The organism is Pseudomonadales bacterium (genome assembly GCA_024234615.1).
Lineage (GTDB): Bacteria > Pseudomonadota > Gammaproteobacteria > Pseudomonadales > IMCC2047 > JAJFKB01.
Genome location: JACKNY010000002.1, coordinates 348,236 through 365,003, shown reverse-complemented (window position 1 = coordinate 365,003; position 16,768 = coordinate 348,236). Strand labels below are relative to the sequence as shown.

Sequence of the window (16,768 nt, the reverse complement as noted above, 5' to 3'; positions counted from 1 at the left end):
CTGTTAAGCGCCGAGGTCGCTGTTAAATCGATAACCCCGACCGCGCAAGGTTTGGATGGGTTTGAGGTGGCCCTCAGGATCCAGCTTTTTACGCAAGCGCCCAACAAATACTTCAATCACATTGCTGTCGAGATCAAAGTCCTGGTCGTATATGTGTTCGGTCAGTTCGGTTTTGGAAACCACCTTGTCAGGGTGCAGCATCAGGTACTCCAAGACCTTGTATTCATAGGTGGTTAAACCTAACTCTGTTGATTCGCAATGCACCTTGTGGGTGGCCGTGTTAAGTTCAACGGGACCAATACGTAAGGTTGGAGAGGCCAGCCCCGCAGAGCGGCGCACCAGGGCGTTTAGCCTAGCCAATAGTTCCTCAGTGTGGAAGGGCTTGACGAGATAGTCATCCGCTCCTGCTTCCAGTCCTTCCACCTTATCTTGCCAATGCCCGCGCGCAGTAAGAATCAAGATAGGGTAGCTGCGCTGTTGCTTGCGCAGGGCCTGAATCAAGTCAATACCATTTAATTTTGGTAAGCCAATATCAATCACGGCGACATCATAGTTATATTCAACGCCGTTAAATAGGCCTTCTTCACCATCCTCCGCGCAGTCTACACTGTAACCGGCCTGTACGAGTGATTCAGCGAGTTGCCGCCGTAGTTGTGGTTCATCTTCAACTATAAGTGCGCGCATATTCAGGGGTTTCGACCTAGTTCTTGCCGCGTGATTTTTCGCGAGCATTAATACGCACAGTCTTCACACGGCCTTTGTCGGTGAGCAGTTTAATCCGATAAGCATGATTGCCGTTGTTTTGCTCTAAATCGGCAGACAGCACTTTACCTTTGTAACGACTTTTGGCTATAGCAATGGCCTGATCCCTGCTGATCAGATCCTGCTCCGCCAAAATTGTCCTGTTAGGCCAAAGTCTCTGCACCGGCTGTTGCGCCGCAAAACCCGTCGCGGCAAACGTTAGGCTCGTTATCAGCAGTAAGATGTTTAATTGCGCTATCACTGGAATTGACGCCCGTCCATATAGAAGAAACTTGTGTCATGCGAGGACAACTTTAGTCAAGTTCGTTTAAGGTTGACTAAGTAATGGTATCTCACAAAGATTCCCTGCGTCGACATTCGTTAATAACGATAGCGTTGTGACGAGCCGAACTCCTCTGCCGGAGTGACTGATACGCGAACTTTAATGCGGTCGCCCGGGTGGTTTTCAGTTTCTGTGCTGTAGGTATTTCCTCGGTATTTGTAGAGCACATGATAGCCAACGATACGCTCCTCGTCATGGTAATCCTGATAGGTTTTGCATACTTGTTCGGTGCTATAGTATTTACCACCCTGGCTATTAGCATGATGGCGACCGAGATCCCGACCAATCGAACCACCGAGCAGGGCTCCCACCAAAATACCGCCGCGCTTGGCATCTTTATTATGTCCCAGTTCGTTGCCTATGGCGCCGCCGATAACACTGCCTAGAAGTGTTGGGGTGGCTGATCGATAACCTGAATTATCATAGTGCGTCACCTCTTCCTCCCAGCATTCCCGACGCGGAGTGCTGACACGAACATGCTTGGTGATTGGTTCGGCTTCGATCACCTTGGCGTAATCATAGGCCTTATTATGCTCTGCCAAGGCACCAGTGCTCAGCAAAATGCCTACGGTCAAGGTCGCAATAGTGGTTTTCATTGTATTCCCCTTACTGTTTTTTCAGAATTCGCAGTAATAATAGGGAAGTTCAACTGAACTCAAACTGAACATAATTGAAAAATTTAAGGGATGGGGCTAAAGTGCCGCTGGTATTTTTTCGAAGCAAAAATAGTCATGACGCCGTTACAGCGCTACCAAAAGGATCTCGATAACAATTTATTGCTGCCCGATGAGGCGCAGCGAACGGCTGTACAGCATCTGCAGCGGCTGTACGATGATCTGTTGGCGGTACAGGCCAAGAAAACCAATCGTTCGTTGTTACAAATAGGTTTGTCGCTAGTAAAAAAAGAAGTTCCAATACCACAAAAAGGGCTGTATTTTTGGGGTGGCGTCGGACGCGGCAAAACTTACCTGATGGACGCTTTTTATGATAGCCTGCCCTTTGAAAATAAAATGCGTTCCCATTTTCACCGCTTTATGCAAATGGTGCATCAGAAGCTGAAGCGATTGAATGGTCAAAAAAACCCATTGCACCATATTGCTCAGGATCTCAGTCAACAGACCTGTGTAATTTGCTTCGATGAATTTTTTGTTTCCGATATCACCGACGCCATGATTTTAGGTGGTTTAATGGAGCAGCTTTTTGCTCGTGGCGTTAGCCTGGTTGCGACATCAAATATTATTCCCGATAACCTCTACAAGGACGGGCTACAAAGACAGCGTTTTCTTCCCGCCATTGAGTTAGTGAAACAGCATACGGAGGTGATTAACGTAGACGGTGGTGTGGATTACCGCTTGCGTGTACTGGAACGTGCGGAGATTTATCATTGCCCGCTGGACGAGTCCGCCTTTGATAGCCTCAAAAGTTGCTTCATACAATTGGCGCCTGACATGGAAACTATCACCCAAAACGAAGCGATTGAAATCGAAGGACGAAAAATCGATACTATTCGCTGCGATGATGATGTGGTTTGGTTTGATTTTGCAGCGCTCTGCAATGGGCCGCGGAGTCAGAACGACTATATAGAAATCGCCAGAATGTACCACGCCGTATTGGTGAGTAATGTCCCTGTGATGGGGGGGGATTCAGATGACCGAGCGCGGCGCTTTATCAATTTGGTCGATGAATTTTATGACCGTAATGTTAAACTGATTCTGTCCGCAGCTACGGAGATAGACAGACTTTATTCTGGTGGACGGCTTAGTTTTGAGTTTGAGCGCACGAAGAGTCGTTTGTTGGAAATGCAGTCGCAAGACTATTTGGCGCGTGCGCATCGGCCTTAGTGGGTTGTTGTAGCAGACGCTTATCGCCCATCCCATATTAATACGAGGCCGAGAGTGAGCAAAACATGGGGATTGGCTGGGATCTAAATGCTAGGCGCTTTATGTAAGCGCCATTTTTAGCGCGAAATAACACATAAAATTATCTGAATTCTTGCTTGTCAGCGCGAGGCCATTTGGGTAGAATGCGCGCCTCTTTTGTAGGATTGCCCAGAATAGAAACTAATGAAAACATTTAGCGCAAAACCTGAAACAGTAGTACAGGATTGGTATGTGGTTGATGCCGAAGGGAAAACCTTGGGACGTCTTTCCACTGAAATTGCACGACGCTTGCGTGGTAAGCACAAGCCAGAATATACCCCGCATGTTGATACCGGGGATTATATTGTGGTGGTAAACGCAGAGAAAGTTCGTGTTACCGGTAATAAAGCATCGGATAAAATGTATTATCGTCATAGCGGTTATCCTGGCGGCATTAAATCCATATCATTTAAGCAGTTAATTGATCGTGCGCCAGAGCGAGCGATTGAGACAGCTGTTAAAGGCATGCTGCCAAGGAATCCACTTGGTCGTGAAATGTACAGAAAACTAAAAGTGTATGCAGGTACGGAGCATCCTCATGCTGCGCAACAACCTATGCCACTCGAACTCTAATTAAAGGTAGGCTAACTAAACTATGTCAGCTACGCAGTATTATGGAACCGGTCGTCGTAAGACTTCAACCGCACGTGTGTTTTTAGTGCCAGGCACTGGGAATATTACGGTTAATAACCGAACGCTTGATGAGTACTTTGGGCGAGAGACAGCCCGTATGATTGTACGTCAACCTCTGGCTCTTACCGAAAATAGCGGCAAGTTCGATGTCCGAGTCACGGTCAAAGGTGGCGGTGGTTTTGGTCAAGCTGGCGCTATCCGTCATGGCATTACGCGAGCCTTGATGAAATATGATGAAGAGCTACGGCCTTCGCTGCGTCAAGCTGGTTTTGTGACGCGGGATGCGAGAGAAGTAGAGCGTAAGAAGGTTGGTTTGCGAAAAGCTCGAAAGAAAACGCAGTTTTCCAAGCGTTAATATTTACGCTGATAGTTTTAATGAAACGCCTGGATTCGTGAGATTCCGGGCGTTTTTTGTATGTGTTACCTTGTATCAGTAGGGTAATTTCATTATCATCGTGGGCTGTTTTTTGATGTGATTCGAGGTTGCTTCGTGGCTAAGTTATTAGCGAAGCATTTTGCGCAGATGTAGAACAATATTTTAATTTTAATACTACGATTTGATATCAGTTGGGGAGTGTTTTAATTATGACGACCGACAACCTTAATAACGGCCGCCGTCGATTTTTAATTGGCGCCACCTCTGCGGTGGGAGCAGCAGGTGCCGTTGGTGTTGCGGTGCCTTTTTTGGCAGCCTGGAAACCCAGTGCCAAAGCCAGGGCAGCGGGAGCGCCGGTTAAATACAATATTAAGAAGCTTGAACTGGGCGCTATGGTAACCGTTGAATGGCGACGTCAACCGATTTTTATCGTACGACGTACCGAAGAATCTTTAGCGTTACTAAAAAAAATACCTAAAGGTGATTTAAAGGATCCGGAATCAGAGAATTTAGCACAACAGCCAGAATACGCTAGGAATGAAACGCGAGCCAGTAACCCAGAGTTTCTCGTTATCAAAGGTGTTTGCACGCACTTGGGGTGCGCTCCTAAATATCGACCCGAATTAAAATCCGAAGGCTTAGGTGATGATTGGGTTGGCGGTTTCTTTTGCCCCTGCCATGGTTCGAAGTTCGATTTAGCTGGCCGCGTATACAGTGGGGCTCCTGCCGGAGCTAACCTTCCTGTGCCGCCACACCGTTTTGAAGGTGATGCCTTAATTATTGGCGAAGATCAGGAGGCCGCATCATGAACTGGATGATGTCAATGCTAGATTGGGTTAATACGCGTATACCGGTTGTTGCTACTTGGGAAAAACACCTGAGCAAGTATTATGCACCGAAAAACTTTAATACGTGGTATTTTTTTGGCTCCTTGGCCATGTTGGTGTTGGTGAATCAGTTGATGACTGGTGTTTGGCTTACGATGTTTTACGAGCCGACAGAAGCAGGGGCGTTTGCCTCAGTTGAATACATCATGCGCGATGTAGATTTCGGCTGGCTGATCCGCTACATGCACTCCACCGGTGCTTCCGCTTTTTTTGCGGTCGTCTACCTGCATATGCTGCGGGGTATGATGTATGGGTCTTACCGTAAACCGCGGGAGTTGCTTTGGCTGATTGGTATGGTGATCTATGTCGCCTTGATGGCAGAGGCCTTCATGGGCTATGTTCTGCCATGGGGGCAAATGTCATTGTGGGGTGCAAAGGTTATCGTATCCCTGTTTGGCACGATTCCTGTTATCGGCGAAGACTTGCAGGTCTGGATCCAAGGCGATTTCGTGATTGCTGGCGCGACCCTGACGCGTTTCTTCTCGTTGCACGTAATTGCCGTACCATTAGTGCTGGTAATGCTGGTGTTTATCCATATCGTGGCGCTACATGAAGTGGGCTCTAACAACCCAGACGGAATCGAAATTAAGAAAAATAAGGATGAAAATGGTATTCCGAAAGACGGTATCCCCTTCCACCCTTATTACTCAGTGCATGATATCGTTGGTATCTGCGGCTTCCTGTTTGTGTTCTGCGCGATTCTATTCTTTGCACCAGAAATGTGGGGTTATTTCCTCGAAGCGCCTAACTTTGAACATGCGAACTTCCTGAAAACACCGGATCATATTGCGCCGGTATGGTACTTCACACCGTTTTATTCAATGTTGCGCGCAGTGCCGGATCCTTTCTGGGGCTTCATAGTGATGGCGGCAGCCATAGTTATTCTGTTCTTCTTGCCATGGCTAGACCGTAGTCCGGTGAAGTCGATTCGTTACAAAGGTACTACCAGTAAAGTGATGCTAATACTCTTTATTGTGTCTTTCTTGATTTTGGGGGTATTGGGTACCTGGGCGCCTAGCGGACCGCGTACAGCTTTGGCTGTACTCTGCACCGTTATTTATTTCCTTTATTTCTTAGCAATGCCATTCTGGACTAAGGTGGAAGGGACTAAGCCTGTGCCCGAGCGAGTGGTTATGAAAGGTATTGGAACTGTGAAATTCCTGCTTTTAGTGGCGGCAGTATTTATCATGACGGCAGTGCCATTAAAAGTAGTTGCCGCCTCCACTGCAGTTAAGCTCGATCATATTGAGGTTAATCTGTCCGATAAAGCTTCATTGCAATCCGGTGCACAAACCTTTATCAACTATTGCATGGGTTGTCATTCCGCAAAATATTCACGTTATGAGAGAGTTGCTGATGATCTTGGTATTCCTCACGAACTGATGCTGAAATACATGATGTTCCGTGACGAAAAAGTGGAGAAGATTGGTGACCTGATGGATAACGCGATGAGCGAAAAACAGGGAGCTAATTGGTTCGGTGCTGCGCCACCCGATCTGACCTTGGTTTCCCGGGTGCGTTCTCCAGACTGGTTATATACGTATTTGCGCAGTTTCTATCGGGATGACACCCGTCCCTTCGGTGTTAATAATAAAACTTTCCCGAACGTCGGTATGCCGCATGCATTGCTTGAGTTGCAAGGTATGCAAGACTGCGCTTCCGGTCCTGCTCACGATGGTGCAAAGCATGATCCCCTGACGGGTCAAAATATTCATGAAGACCCCTGTGGTAGTTTTGAAATTACACAGCAGGGCAGCATGACGCCTGAACAGTATAATAAAACGACCTACGACCTAGTGAACTTTTTGGCCTATATGGGTGAGCCAGTGGCTGAACAGCGTAAGCGTATTGGTGTTTATGTATTGTTATTTATATTGCTGCTTTCTGTCTGTGCTTATTTTCTTAACAAGGAATATTGGAAAGATATACATTAAGAATTGGCAATATTTGATCTTTATAGTTTAAAAAACGCGGCCCTAGGCCGCGTTATTTTTGGTACAATACTCGACCTCAATTTTAGCCTGTAATTTAGTGGCGAGAGGCGAATTAAAAGTTATCTAATTTTAGTACTAATCCTGGGAGTTCTTCATGGGCGTTGTCGCTAAGCGATCTTCAATGACATTCTATTCCGATGCGATGGACCACTACAGTCATCGTGTGCGTATTGTGCTCTCTGAAAAAGGAGTTGCGGTTGAGGTTGTCGATGTAGAGCAGGGCGATCGACCAGCCGAACTTGCTGATTTGAATCCTTACAACAGTTTACCCACCTTGGTGGATCGTGAGCTGGTGCTGTATGAACCCAATGTCATGATGGAGTATCTGGATGAGCGTTTTCCGCATCCACCATTATTGCCTGTCTACCCGGTGGCTAGAGCACAAAGTCGACTGCTGATACATCGTATTGAAAAGGACTGGAGCGCCCTGGTTGATAAGATACTACACGGCCGAGGTAATCATGATAAGCCGCGTAAGGAATTACAGGAAAGCCTTATCAGCATTGCTCCAATTTTTGCCGAAAAGCCCTTTTTTATGAGTGATACTTTCTCTATCGTAGATTGTTGTGTGGCGCCCATTCTTTGGCGTTTACCGCAACTTGAAATTGAACTGCCAGAGAAGAAGGTTAAGCCAATGCTGGCCTATATGGATTCGCTATTTGAGCGTGATTCATTTCAGGAAAGCTTATCGGAATCAGAACGGGAAATGCGAAATTAGTTGAAAACTGATTTGATTTAATTGCGATTGATCCAGTATATGACACCGAGCCGAGCCTATTTGTTGCGTGCCCTGAATGAATGGATTCTTGACAATCAATGTACGCCCTATGTGGTTGTCAATACAACTATCGCTTCAGTGCAAGTGCCTGAAGCCTACGTGAAGGACGGTCAGATTGTTTTGAATATCAATCCGGCCGCAGTGCGTCATCTTGCGTTGACTAATGAATCGGTGAGCTTCGAGGCGAGATTTGGTGGCCAGCCACAGACTGTATTCGTGCCGATTGAAGCGGTAACCGCGATCTATGCCAAAGAGAATGGTGCAGGTATGGTGTTTGGGGAGATTGAGCCAAGCGACCCAGAAACGGCACCAGAGTCGCCAGTAGGTGCTAGTTCAACGCCTAAAAAATCCAACAAACCGCAATTGAAGGTTATCAAATAGTTGGTTTTGGCAGTTCTGTGTCTTATTCAGTATATTCAAATACCTTAACAATTTTTTGCACGCCATAGGTTTTGTGGGCGATTTCAACCGCGCTATCAGCTTCTGTTTTATGCACCATACCCATCAGATAAACAACCCCGTTTTCCACCACCACTTTAACCCTGAGTGGATTGGTGTCTTTGTCGGCCAGCATTCTGGATTTTATTTTTGTTTTGAGCCAGGAATCGTTAGTGCGGGCAGGAATTGAGATGGGGCCAGCGACGCTGATCTCGTTGTGAACCCGTCGCACATTACGTACGTTTTTTGCAGTCTGGCTGGCCAGTTGTTTGAGCTGTTCCGACTGTACCTGGCCGGTTAGCAAAACGATACCGTTATAGCTGGTGACGCTTACATTAGCATCTTTAAAGTCTTCGTTAGCTTTTAAAATGTTGGCCGAGACATAGGTTTCTATCAGTTGGTCATCGATCAGACGACCAAAACTACGTTCGCTAGCGTTGGTCCCGACAGGGTTTGTGCCAGTTGTTTTGCTTACAATCGTACCGCATCCCGTTACGAGTAGGCAGAGTGACAAAACAACAGGTGCGCTTAGACGAATTAACATTTATGCTTCTCCAAATAACTGATGATCTATTAGATCACATAGACAATGAATGATGAGCAGATGCACTTCCTGGATACGTGCGGTGACATCGGAAGGAACCCTAATTTCAATATCACCTGCTTGCTGGATGTGAACCATCTCGCCGCCGTCTCTTCCGGTTAGAGAGATGACGCGCATTTCGCGATCATGGGCAGCATGTATCGCCTCAACTACGTTGCCTGAGTTACCGCTGGTGGAAATTGCCAGCAGAATATCTTCTCTTTGTCCGAGCGCGCGAACCTGCTTTGAAAATACCTCGTTATAGCTGTAGTCGTTAGCAATAGATGTCAGTGTTGACGAGTCGGTAGTGAGTGCTATGGCCGGTAAGCTGGGACGTTCGCGTTCAAATCGGTTGAGTAATTCAGAGGAAAAATGTTGCGCGTCACCCGCCGAGCCGCCATTGCCGCAACTCAATATTTTGCCGTTATTTAAAAGACAGTGCACCAAGGCGTCGGCCGCAGAATTAATCACTGGTGGTAGTAATTCGGCTGCTTCAGTTTTTGTTTTTATACTGGCTTCGAAATGGTCGTAAACTCGTCGAGATAAATCCATGGTAAATAGTCAGCACCCACATTTTGAGATGGCTCATTGTAAATCAAATGCATTTTTGATCCAGTCAAATTGTAAAGAAGTTTCATTCTTCTTTGTTAGCGTTGCTGCCAGAACATCAAAGCGGCAGGCTGGCAATTGTGAATATCCTTGGTTTTGTAAAAAGTGCTGGGCGGCACGAATAATTTTTTGCTGTTTGCGGTAGTCGACTGTGTCTGCGCCGGAACCGAAATGGGTTTGGCGACGAAATCGAACCTCGATAAAAACCAGAGTGTCTTGATCGAGCATGATGAGGTCCAGCTCACCAGCACGACAATGGTGGTTGCGGCACACCAGTTTGAGCCCTTTCCGCTCTAAGAACAGTAGCGCTTTATCTTCGGCAATTTGACCGATAAGGCGGGTGTCTGCACGCGGTCTAAACAGGCGCATTAGATCTGCACCTGCGGCGAGAGCTGATGTTGAAAGTGTGACTTTTCCATTTGCGATCCTTCGCTTTGGATTAAATACGGTGTTTAGTTAAGTGGCTGGATTTCTCCGTTTTCAAACCGAGCCCATTTTAAGGTGCGCATAACACGGCCTTGTTGATCCAGGTTTAGTGATCCAGTCAGACCATCCAATTTACTATTTTGAATTCTTGCCAACTGCTTAATGCGTGGGAATAACCGATAGGCATCCACGCCTAGCGCATAAAGACGCCCTAAATGGTTTGCAGTTGCAGGCCAAGTTTGTTTGATTTGAATTTTAAGTGTGTTGTCCGGCTGCTCAAGCATCCACGGAGTTTCGCAAAAGATAATCTCATCGAGATCTCTGTCGAGTAACGGCGCTCTTAAGCCAGAGAAAATGTGAGAGGTAGAGTAAACTGGCACAGCACCGGCAAAGTGGAAAGCCAAAGTTGGTTTAATTTGCCGTGCTTGTTTGGGTGAGGCAGCGATAAAAATGAAGTCTATATCGGCTCTACGACGTGGTGTAAATTCGATTTTTGAACTAGTCAGCGACTGCAAGCGCTGGGCGCGGCGCTCACTCTCATCGATGTTAAGCAGTTCCTGGATAGCGGTCGAATAACTTTTATCCTCATTAAAATATTGTATCTCCAACACGGTGCCGGAAAGTGTTCGCCACTCAATCTCAAAAGCATCGACAATGCGTTTCCCCCACTCTGAATCCGGTGCCAAAATGAGGCTGCGCCTACGTCCATCCTGCCAAGCTTTGTGCGCTACCTGTCGCGCCTCATCCTCTGCAGAAAGCCCGAATTGATAGAGACCAGGTGTCCATTTCTGCAGCGTGCTGTAATTTAATGCGAGTGTTGGTACCATCAAATCCGGTTGTTGCTGCAGAGCTTGCACGTGATTTTTCTGTAGTGGTCCAATAATAAGTTCACTGCCTTGAGCAACAGCACTGTCGTAGAGTTCCAGGATATTGCCAGTATTAGAGGTGTCCATAACAGTGATAGTTGGGGTTTGGCTATTTTGCGTATGGGCGCTGTAGTAGGCAGTAAAGAAACCGTCACGGACGGCTTTTCCGGCTGCCGCATTAGGCCCTTCAAGAGGTAGCATCAAGGTGATGTGCTGTGGCCTTTCGGTAATGATAGTGCTGAGTATTTTAAGCTCATCCGGAAGGTTGGCTGCACCAGGGTGAGTTTGCCAACGATCCAGCCATTCATTTAGTGCACTCAGCTGGAGATCTAAGTCTTCTTGATTGGTTCTGGTGAGTAAAGCCAATTGAAGCCAGCCAATAATATGATTATCTTTAGTTTGTTCCAATCTATTTGTGAGCTCGCTGGGGGATGCTTTCATTAACATCTGCCAAAGCGTTTCTTTATTTTCGATCGCACCGGAGCCAGTCAAATGCGGTGCTATCTGAATTAACTGCATTGCACCCTCAATTGGCCAGCCTTCCAGGTCGTAAGCCTGTGCCTTGAAGCGTGCTGCTTGAATTTTTTTCTCAGTGCTGGTATTTGCAATAAGTGCTTCATGTTGAGAGAGAATATGAAGGGCTGCAGGCGCATTAAATTGACTCAGTGCTAACTTGGCGCCGACGATGGCATATTGGGCCAAGATTGAGTCCGGTAATTTTTTCTCAGGGATGGCAGAAAATATTTCACTTGCTTCCTGTTGTCGGTTTAGCTGGATCAATAATTCCACTGCGGCTAACCGATATGCCTCTGAACTAGGTGATCTGGCTTGTCTGGCAAGTTGATAAAGACGGTCTATTTCCTGCTCTGGGGTGGCGATATCAGGAATTGTTGGTTTTACGGGTTCGACGCTACAGCCGATGAGAGACAGTTGGTAGAATGCCAACAGAATAATCAGTAAAGTGTATTTGCAATGGCGCATAGGTAAGAGTTGTTTGTCGACCGTGAGAGCTTCTTGAAAGGCGGTAGTTTAACCTAGAGAAACCCGGTAACGCCAATAATAGAGCAGGCTAAAAATGAATGAGGGGTTTACTACATGAGCGAGCTGTATGTGGTGGCGACACCCATTGGTAATTTGGGTGATATGAGTGCGAGGGCGCTCGAAACGCTTAAAATGGTCGACATCATTGCTGCTGAAGATACTCGCCACAGTGGCAGGTTGTTGCAGCACTTTGGCATAAGCACAGCCTTACAGGCTTATCACGAACATAATGAGAATAGTCAGCTGCCGTGGTTATTGGATCAACTTAAGCAGGGTAAAAGGATAGCCCTTATATCAGATGCCGGAACACCGCTCATATCGGACCCTGGTTATCAATTAGTGAAAGCAGTTCGCGAGCAGGGCATAACTGTCATACCAATACCTGGGCCAAGCGCCTTAATCACAGCGTTATGCGCATCCGGACTTCCTTCTGACCGGTTTGTTTTTGAGGGGTTTTTGCCTGCTAAAAGTAAAGCCAGACAGAACCGCTTGTTACAACTGAAGAGCGAATATAGGACGGTCATTCTCTATGAGTCACCGCATCGGATATTAGCAAGCGTTACGGATATGATTGAGCAGTTGGGGGGTGAGCGGATTGTCGTACTGGCACGTGAACTTACCAAAACGTACGAAACTATTTATGAAAGTAGCTTGGATAAGCTGTTGCTTTGGTTGCGGGCAGATATGAACCAGCAAAAAGGGGAAATGGTCATCCTCATTAAAGCGGCGGATAACCAAATTACAGATCAGGATGAGGTGGAAATGGAACGCATCCTGAGATTGCTATTAGATGAGCTGCCCCTAAAACAAGCCGCCTTATTGACGGCAAAAATTACAGGACGCCATAAAAACGATATTTACTCCCGCGCCCTGGCGTTAAAGGAGGAATAGCGTTGCCGTTGTTGTAGAGCGAAACAATTGTGTATATTCTACACGGGAGAGTTGGCTGGACAGTCGCCTGGCTATTCATAGTCAGGAGGAAAGTCCGGGCTCCACAGGACAGAGTGCCAGGTAATCCCTGGGAGGCGTGAGCCTACGGAAAGTGCAGCAGAAAATATACCGCCTTTCAAAGGGGGCAGACTTGATTGATTAGCTGCAACCTCTAAATCAATCAAGTCTGCCCCCTTTGGTGGGTAAGGGTGAAATGGTGCGGTAAGAGCGCACCGCGCGGGTGGCAACATTCCGTGGCAAGGTAAACCCCACTCGGAGCAAGACCAAATAGGAATCCATTGGCGTGGTCCGCGCCGGATTCGGGTAGGTTGCTTGAGGTATGTGGTGACGCATACCCTAGATGAATGACTGTCCACGACAGAACCCGGCTTATAGGCTGACTCTTTTATAAGTTATCGAATAAAGAGATTATTTTTATTCAAAAAAAGTCTAATGAAGTAGAATTTACATTAAGTTCTATATTTACCATCCTGTTTTACTGATCCTTCCTCTCCTTGTGCTCTCACAGTTAGCCATAACTATCACGTAACCTATTGTGTTTTAAGGGCAAATCATTCTTTTTTGCGGTGCGATCCTGGTTGACAAAGGGGGGTGTCGATTTCTATAGTGTCATTTAGTGGGTAAAAGTGGAAAAAAGTGGAAATTTATGGAGTTTCCTATAACAATTTGGAGGGGTCTCTGTGTTGCGTGGCGTAACTAGCATCAACCTAGATAGCAAGGGCCGTATAGCGGTGCCGACGCGCTATCGTGGGCGTTTGGATGAGAGTTGTGGCGGGCGCATGGTGGTGACTATTGATACGGAAGAGCGTTGTTTGTTGATTTACCCGCTACCTGAATGGGAAGACATTCAAAGAAAAATAGAGGCTTTGCCAAGCTTTAATCCAGCAGCACGAAGAATTCAGCGTTTACTCATAGGGCACGCTACGGACATTGATCTTGATAGTAGCGGCCGTTTACTGCTCACACCGCCACTGCGCGAATATGCCAATCTTGAGAAAAAGGCAGTCTTGATTGGGCAGGGCAATAAGTTCGAGTTATGGAGTGAGGAGTGTTGGAACAAGTGTAACGAAATTTATCATGATAAAACGAACGGGTTAGGGCAGTTGCCAGCTGAATTTCAAGCGCTTTCTTTGTAGCGTTTCTAAGTTAAGGAAATACTGGATTTAATGGGTGTCGTTCAGCACGAGACAGTTTTATTGAATGAAGCGGTAGAGGCTTTGGTGACTGATCCCAAGGGTTGTTATGTGGATGGCACCTATGGGCGGGGAGGGCATGCGATGGCTATTTTGAAGCGCTTAGCTTCCTCTGGATGCTTACTGGTCATCGATAAAGATCCGAAGGCAATTGCACATGCTAAACAGCATATTGGGCAGGATAAGCGTGTCATGATAGAGCATGGTTCCTTTGCTGAGATGAGCGCGTTGGCAGAAAAGCGCCAGTTGGGAGGTGTTGTAACGGGCGTGTTGCTTGATTTAGGGGTGTCATCTCCACAATTGGATGATCCGGCGCGAGGCTTCAGTTTTACGCAGGATGGGCCACTAGATATGCGAATGGATTCAAGTGCGGGAATGAGTGCGGCAGATTGGATCGCTGTTGCTAGTGAACAAGAGATTGCCTGTATTCTAAAAGATTTTGGTGAAGAGCGTTTTGCAAAGAGAATGGCGCGGGCGATTGTGGAAGAGCGTCAGCGTAAGCCCATTGTAACAACTAAGCATTTAGCCGATATCGTTACGGCAGCCAATCCCGCTTGGGAAAAGCATAAACACCCGGCGACCAGAGCCTTTCAGGCAATTCGAATTTACATTAATCGTGAACTGGCAGATCTGACAGACGTATTAGAGCAGGCGCTGGAACTGTTAAGTGTTGGTGGCAGGCTGGTAGTTATTAGTTTTCATTCACTTGAGGATCGCTTGGTAAAACACTTTATTAGAGATCAAGAAAAGGGTCCTACTTTACCTAGGTATTTACCGATTCGGGCTGACCAGATTAAGCAAAGATTACGACACATTGGGAAAGCGGTGCGCGCCAGCGATGCTGAGGTGCAAGCCAATGTGAGAGCGCGTAGCGCTATTATGCGCATCGCAGAAAAGGTGGCCTAAATGGTGGCGATGGGTCGTCTGAAAACGGAGAATAAAACAAATGTCTGGCGACGCATATTATGGCAGTTTGTATTGCTGTTGCTGGTGTTGATATCAGCGATGGCGGTGATCTATGTTAGTCATATTAATCGCCGGACATTTGGTGATTATCAATTATTAATGAGCATGCGGGATGATCTTGAAACGGAGTGGGGTCAGCTTTTGCTAGAGGAAAGTGCCTTAGCATCCTATGCCAGAATTGAAAGTATTGCGACCAAAGGTTTGGGCATGCGAACGCCTAAAACTGCCGATATAATAATGGTGCAACAGTGAAGCCAATTAAACGACCAGAACAGGAACTTAAAGCATATCCTTGGCGCTTTAAGTTTGCGCTCGGATTGCTGTCCTCTGTATTCGGCTTGATGGTCTGGCGGGTAGTGGATTTGCAGGTGCTCAGCCATGTGTTTCTGAATACTCAGGGCGAAGCTCGGTCGGTACGCACCGAAAAAATTATTGCTTATCGCGGTATGATTTTGGATCGTAATGATCAACCGCTAGCGGTAAGTACGCCAGTGGTTTCAATTTGGGTTAACCCTAAAGAAATAGAAGATATTGATCAGACTGTCAAACGTTTGGCGAAACCGCTAGAGCTTACTGAACGACAATTAAAACAGCGCCTGGAAAGCAATGAGGAGCGAGGATTTGTTTATCTAAAAAGACATCTGCCACCAGCGGCGGCGGAAAAAATTTTAGCACTTGAAGTGGCTGGTGTTAAAGCGGAAAAGGAGTATCGACGTTACTACCCCGCCGGAGAAGTGGCAGCGCATTTGGTTGGTTTCACTGATATCGATGATATGGGTCAGGAAGGCATTGAGTTAGCCTATGATCATTGGTTAAAGGGCGTGGCCGGTAAAAAGTTAGTGATGAAAGATCGCTATGGTCGCGTGATTAAGGACTTACAACCCTTGCAAGAGGAAAAGCCCGGGCAAAATATTCATTTGAGCATAGATTTGCGCTTACAGTATTTGGCCTACCGGGAGCTCAAAGCCGCTGTTACCGAACATAATGCTAAATCCGGCTCCCTGGTGTTGTTAGACGCATTAACAGGTGAAGTGCTGGCCATGGTTAATCAGCCTTCCTATAACCCAAATAATCGCAGTACTATCAATCACACTAATTTGCGTAATCGTGCGCTGACCGATGTGTTTGAGCCGGGTTCTACCGTAAAACCGATGACCGTCGCGGCAGCAGTGGAATCGGGTAGCTATGACATCTTTTCCAAAATCGACACGTCACCGGGTTATTTGCGTGTTGGCAGAAATACCATTCGTGATCACCGCAACTACGGCGTGATTGATCTAAGTACACTACTGAGCAAGTCTAGTAATGTTGGTGCTAGCAAAATTGCGCTATCAATGGATTCCGATATTGTTTTATCCATGTTCAGCAAATTACGTTTTGGTCAGGATACCGGTAGCGGGTTCCCCGGCGAGCGTTCCGGGTTGCTGCCCTCCCACGACAAATGGCGCGATATCGAATTGGCGACTTTATCATACGGTTATGGGCTCTCGGTAACACCCTTGCAGTTGGCTCAGGCCTATACGGTGTTTGCGAATCAAGGGAAGTTAAAATCTATCTCGTTATTAAAGCGCACCGAAGCAGAGCCTGGCGAGCCCGTGATGAACCAAGGAACGGCAGCGACTGTCGTTGCCATGTTGGAGAAGGTGGTTGAGAAAGGTGGTACCGGAACGCGTGCTCAAGTGCCCTTTTATAGAGTGGCAGGAAAAACCGGAACAGTGCATAAACTTAGCGAGGGTGGTTATCAGCAGGATAAATATCTAGGGGTTTTTGCAGGTGTTGCGCCAGTCTCTGATCCCAGAATTGTGGTGGTAGTTCTCATTGACGAGCCTCGTGGCAGCGAATACTACGGCGGTGAAGTGGCCGCGCCCGTATTTGCACGGGTGGTTGCCGGAGCATTGCGTCTGCTTAATGTGTCGCCAGATCAAATGCCCTCCAATAATCAATCCTTTGTGCAATCGCACCGGCAATTGCAACCTAGGCTGGATGTGCCAGATTTTGAATCCGGGTGGCAAAAAAGTTGAATG

General features: G+C 46.9%; 19 protein-coding genes and 1 other RNA gene. 13 read left to right on the top strand and 7 right to left on the bottom strand.

What is annotated here, in order from left to right; translation table 11 throughout:
* Positions 1-3: 3 nt before the first annotated feature.
* From H6995_10845 to H6995_10835, 3 genes are all read right to left on the bottom strand, one after another.
* Positions 4-684, bottom strand: coding sequence for a response regulator transcription factor (locus tag H6995_10845; protein MCP5215494.1), 681 nt, complete (start codon positions 682-684; stop codon positions 4-6).
* A 16-nt stretch (positions 685-700) separates the two neighbouring features.
* Complete coding sequence (locus H6995_10840) at positions 701-925, bottom strand: PepSY domain-containing protein (GenBank protein ID MCP5215493.1); 225 nt, start codon at positions 923-925, stop codon at positions 701-703.
* Positions 926-1,122: 197 nt separating this feature from the next.
* On the bottom strand, positions 1,123-1,680 hold the full coding sequence (locus tag H6995_10835) for a glycine zipper 2TM domain-containing protein (GenBank protein MCP5215492.1): 558 nt from the start codon (positions 1,678-1,680) through the stop codon (positions 1,123-1,125).
* 135 nt (positions 1,681-1,815) lie between these two features.
* Between H6995_10835 and H6995_10830 the strand changes: the two genes are divergently transcribed.
* The 7 genes from H6995_10830 to H6995_10800 all read left to right on the top strand — a co-directional run bounded on the left by H6995_10830 (position 1,816) and on the right by H6995_10800 (position 8,052).
* Positions 1,816-2,925 carry a cell division protein ZapE gene (locus H6995_10830; GenBank protein MCP5215491.1) on the top strand — a complete coding sequence of 370 codons (1,110 nt, stop codon included), beginning with the start codon at positions 1,816-1,818 and terminating at the stop codon, positions 2,923-2,925.
* Between the two features lie 222 nt (positions 2,926-3,147).
* The gene (gene rplM, locus H6995_10825; GenBank protein MCP5215490.1) at positions 3,148-3,576 is read left to right on the top strand and encodes a 50S ribosomal protein L13; all 429 of its coding nucleotides are present in this window, start codon (positions 3,148-3,150) and stop codon (positions 3,574-3,576) included.
* Positions 3,577-3,598: 22 nt separating this feature from the next.
* A complete protein-coding gene (rpsI, locus tag H6995_10820; GenBank protein MCP5215489.1) occupies positions 3,599-3,991 on the top strand; it encodes a 30S ribosomal protein S9 in 393 nt (130 codons plus the stop codon).
* A gap of 230 nt (positions 3,992-4,221) precedes the next feature.
* Positions 4,222-4,821 carry a ubiquinol-cytochrome c reductase iron-sulfur subunit gene (gene petA / locus H6995_10815; protein MCP5215488.1) on the top strand — a complete coding sequence of 200 codons (600 nt, stop codon included), beginning with the start codon at positions 4,222-4,224 and terminating at the stop codon, positions 4,819-4,821.
* Positions 4,815-6,833, top strand: coding sequence for a ubiquinol-cytochrome c reductase (locus tag H6995_10810; protein ID MCP5215487.1), 2,019 nt, complete (start codon positions 4,815-4,817; stop codon positions 6,831-6,833). The genes petA and H6995_10810 overlap by 7 nt, the downstream gene beginning before the upstream one ends.
* Before the next feature lie 154 nt (positions 6,834-6,987).
* Positions 6,988-7,611, top strand: a complete 624-nt coding sequence (locus H6995_10805; protein ID MCP5215486.1) for a glutathione S-transferase N-terminal domain-containing protein — start codon at positions 6,988-6,990, stop codon at positions 7,609-7,611.
* A 39-nt stretch (positions 7,612-7,650) separates the two neighbouring features.
* Complete coding sequence (locus tag H6995_10800; protein MCP5215485.1) at positions 7,651-8,052, top strand: ClpXP protease specificity-enhancing factor; 402 nt, start codon at positions 7,651-7,653, stop codon at positions 8,050-8,052.
* A gap of 22 nt (positions 8,053-8,074) precedes the next feature.
* Here H6995_10800 and H6995_10795 read toward each other — a convergent pair whose 3' ends face one another.
* The 4 genes from H6995_10795 to H6995_10780 all read right to left on the bottom strand — a co-directional run bounded on the left by H6995_10795 (position 8,075) and on the right by H6995_10780 (position 11,574).
* Positions 8,075-8,653, bottom strand: coding sequence for a BON domain-containing protein (locus H6995_10795; GenBank protein MCP5215484.1), 579 nt, complete (start codon positions 8,651-8,653; stop codon positions 8,075-8,077).
* Positions 8,654-9,244 carry a phosphoheptose isomerase gene (locus tag H6995_10790; GenBank protein ID MCP5215483.1) on the bottom strand — a complete coding sequence of 197 codons (591 nt, stop codon included), beginning with the start codon at positions 9,242-9,244 and terminating at the stop codon, positions 8,654-8,656.
* A 33-nt stretch (positions 9,245-9,277) separates the two neighbouring features.
* Positions 9,278-9,670, bottom strand: coding sequence for a YraN family protein (locus H6995_10785; GenBank protein MCP5215482.1), 393 nt, complete (start codon positions 9,668-9,670; stop codon positions 9,278-9,280).
* A gap of 83 nt (positions 9,671-9,753) precedes the next feature.
* On the bottom strand, positions 9,754-11,574 hold the full coding sequence (locus H6995_10780; GenBank protein ID MCP5215481.1) for a penicillin-binding protein activator: 1,821 nt from the start codon (positions 11,572-11,574) through the stop codon (positions 9,754-9,756).
* Positions 11,575-11,688: 114 nt separating this feature from the next.
* Here H6995_10780 and rsmI point away from each other — a divergent pair, with 114 nt between their 5' ends.
* From rsmI to H6995_10750, 6 genes are all read left to right on the top strand, one after another.
* The gene (rsmI, locus tag H6995_10775) at positions 11,689-12,525 is read left to right on the top strand and encodes a 16S rRNA (cytidine(1402)-2'-O)-methyltransferase (GenBank protein MCP5215480.1); all 837 of its coding nucleotides are present in this window, start codon (positions 11,689-11,691) and stop codon (positions 12,523-12,525) included.
* Between the two features lie 47 nt (positions 12,526-12,572).
* Positions 12,573-12,973, top strand: an RNA gene (rnpB, locus tag H6995_10770) — RNase P RNA component class A.
* Positions 12,974-13,265: 292 nt separating this feature from the next.
* Entirely contained in the window at positions 13,266-13,721 is a 456-nt protein-coding gene (gene mraZ, locus H6995_10765) for a division/cell wall cluster transcriptional repressor MraZ (protein MCP5215479.1), read from the top strand.
* 30 nt (positions 13,722-13,751) lie between these two features.
* The gene (rsmH, locus tag H6995_10760; protein ID MCP5215478.1) at positions 13,752-14,684 is read left to right on the top strand and encodes a 16S rRNA (cytosine(1402)-N(4))-methyltransferase RsmH; all 933 of its coding nucleotides are present in this window, start codon (positions 13,752-13,754) and stop codon (positions 14,682-14,684) included.
* Entirely contained in the window at positions 14,685-14,996 is a 312-nt protein-coding gene (gene ftsL / locus H6995_10755; GenBank protein ID MCP5215477.1) for a cell division protein FtsL, read from the top strand.
* A gap of 89 nt (positions 14,997-15,085) precedes the next feature.
* On the top strand, positions 15,086-16,765 hold the full coding sequence (locus tag H6995_10750; protein MCP5215476.1) for a penicillin-binding protein 2: 1,680 nt from the start codon (positions 15,086-15,088) through the stop codon (positions 16,763-16,765).
* Positions 16,766-16,768: the final 3 nt, after the last annotated feature.

What these genes read in the sequence shown, in the direction of transcription:
- H6995_10845 (MCP5215494.1), bottom strand. Translation starts at nt 684, where the DNA reads ATGCGCGCACTTATAGTTGAAGATGAACCACAACTACGGCGGCAACTC.
- H6995_10835 (MCP5215492.1), bottom strand. Translation starts at nt 1,680, where the DNA reads ATGAAAACCACTATTGCGACCTTGACCGTAGGCATTTTGCTGAGCACT.
- H6995_10830 (MCP5215491.1), top strand. Translation starts at nt 1,816, where the DNA reads ATGACGCCGTTACAGCGCTACCAAAAGGATCTCGATAACAATTTATTG.
- rplM (MCP5215490.1), top strand. Translation starts at nt 3,148, where the DNA reads ATGAAAACATTTAGCGCAAAACCTGAAACAGTAGTACAGGATTGGTAT.
- rpsI (MCP5215489.1), top strand. Translation starts at nt 3,599, where the DNA reads ATGTCAGCTACGCAGTATTATGGAACCGGTCGTCGTAAGACTTCAACC.
- petA (MCP5215488.1), top strand. Translation starts at nt 4,222, where the DNA reads ATGACGACCGACAACCTTAATAACGGCCGCCGTCGATTTTTAATTGGC.
- H6995_10805 (MCP5215486.1), top strand. Translation starts at nt 6,988, where the DNA reads ATGGGCGTTGTCGCTAAGCGATCTTCAATGACATTCTATTCCGATGCG.
- H6995_10800 (MCP5215485.1), top strand. Translation starts at nt 7,651, where the DNA reads ATGACACCGAGCCGAGCCTATTTGTTGCGTGCCCTGAATGAATGGATT.
- H6995_10795 (MCP5215484.1), bottom strand. Translation starts at nt 8,653, where the DNA reads ATGTTAATTCGTCTAAGCGCACCTGTTGTTTTGTCACTCTGCCTACTC.
- H6995_10790 (MCP5215483.1), bottom strand. Translation starts at nt 9,244, where the DNA reads ATGGATTTATCTCGACGAGTTTACGACCATTTCGAAGCCAGTATAAAA.
- H6995_10785 (MCP5215482.1), bottom strand. Translation starts at nt 9,670, where the DNA reads ATGCGCCTGTTTAGACCGCGTGCAGACACCCGCCTTATCGGTCAAATT.
- H6995_10780 (MCP5215481.1), bottom strand. Translation starts at nt 11,574, where the DNA reads ATGCGCCATTGCAAATACACTTTACTGATTATTCTGTTGGCATTCTAC.
- rsmI (MCP5215480.1), top strand. Translation starts at nt 11,689, where the DNA reads ATGAGCGAGCTGTATGTGGTGGCGACACCCATTGGTAATTTGGGTGAT.
- rsmH (MCP5215478.1), top strand. Translation starts at nt 13,752, where the DNA reads ATGGGTGTCGTTCAGCACGAGACAGTTTTATTGAATGAAGCGGTAGAG.
- ftsL (MCP5215477.1), top strand. Translation starts at nt 14,685, where the DNA reads ATGGTGGCGATGGGTCGTCTGAAAACGGAGAATAAAACAAATGTCTGG.
- H6995_10750 (MCP5215476.1), top strand. Translation starts at nt 15,086, where the DNA reads ATGGTCTGGCGGGTAGTGGATTTGCAGGTGCTCAGCCATGTGTTTCTG.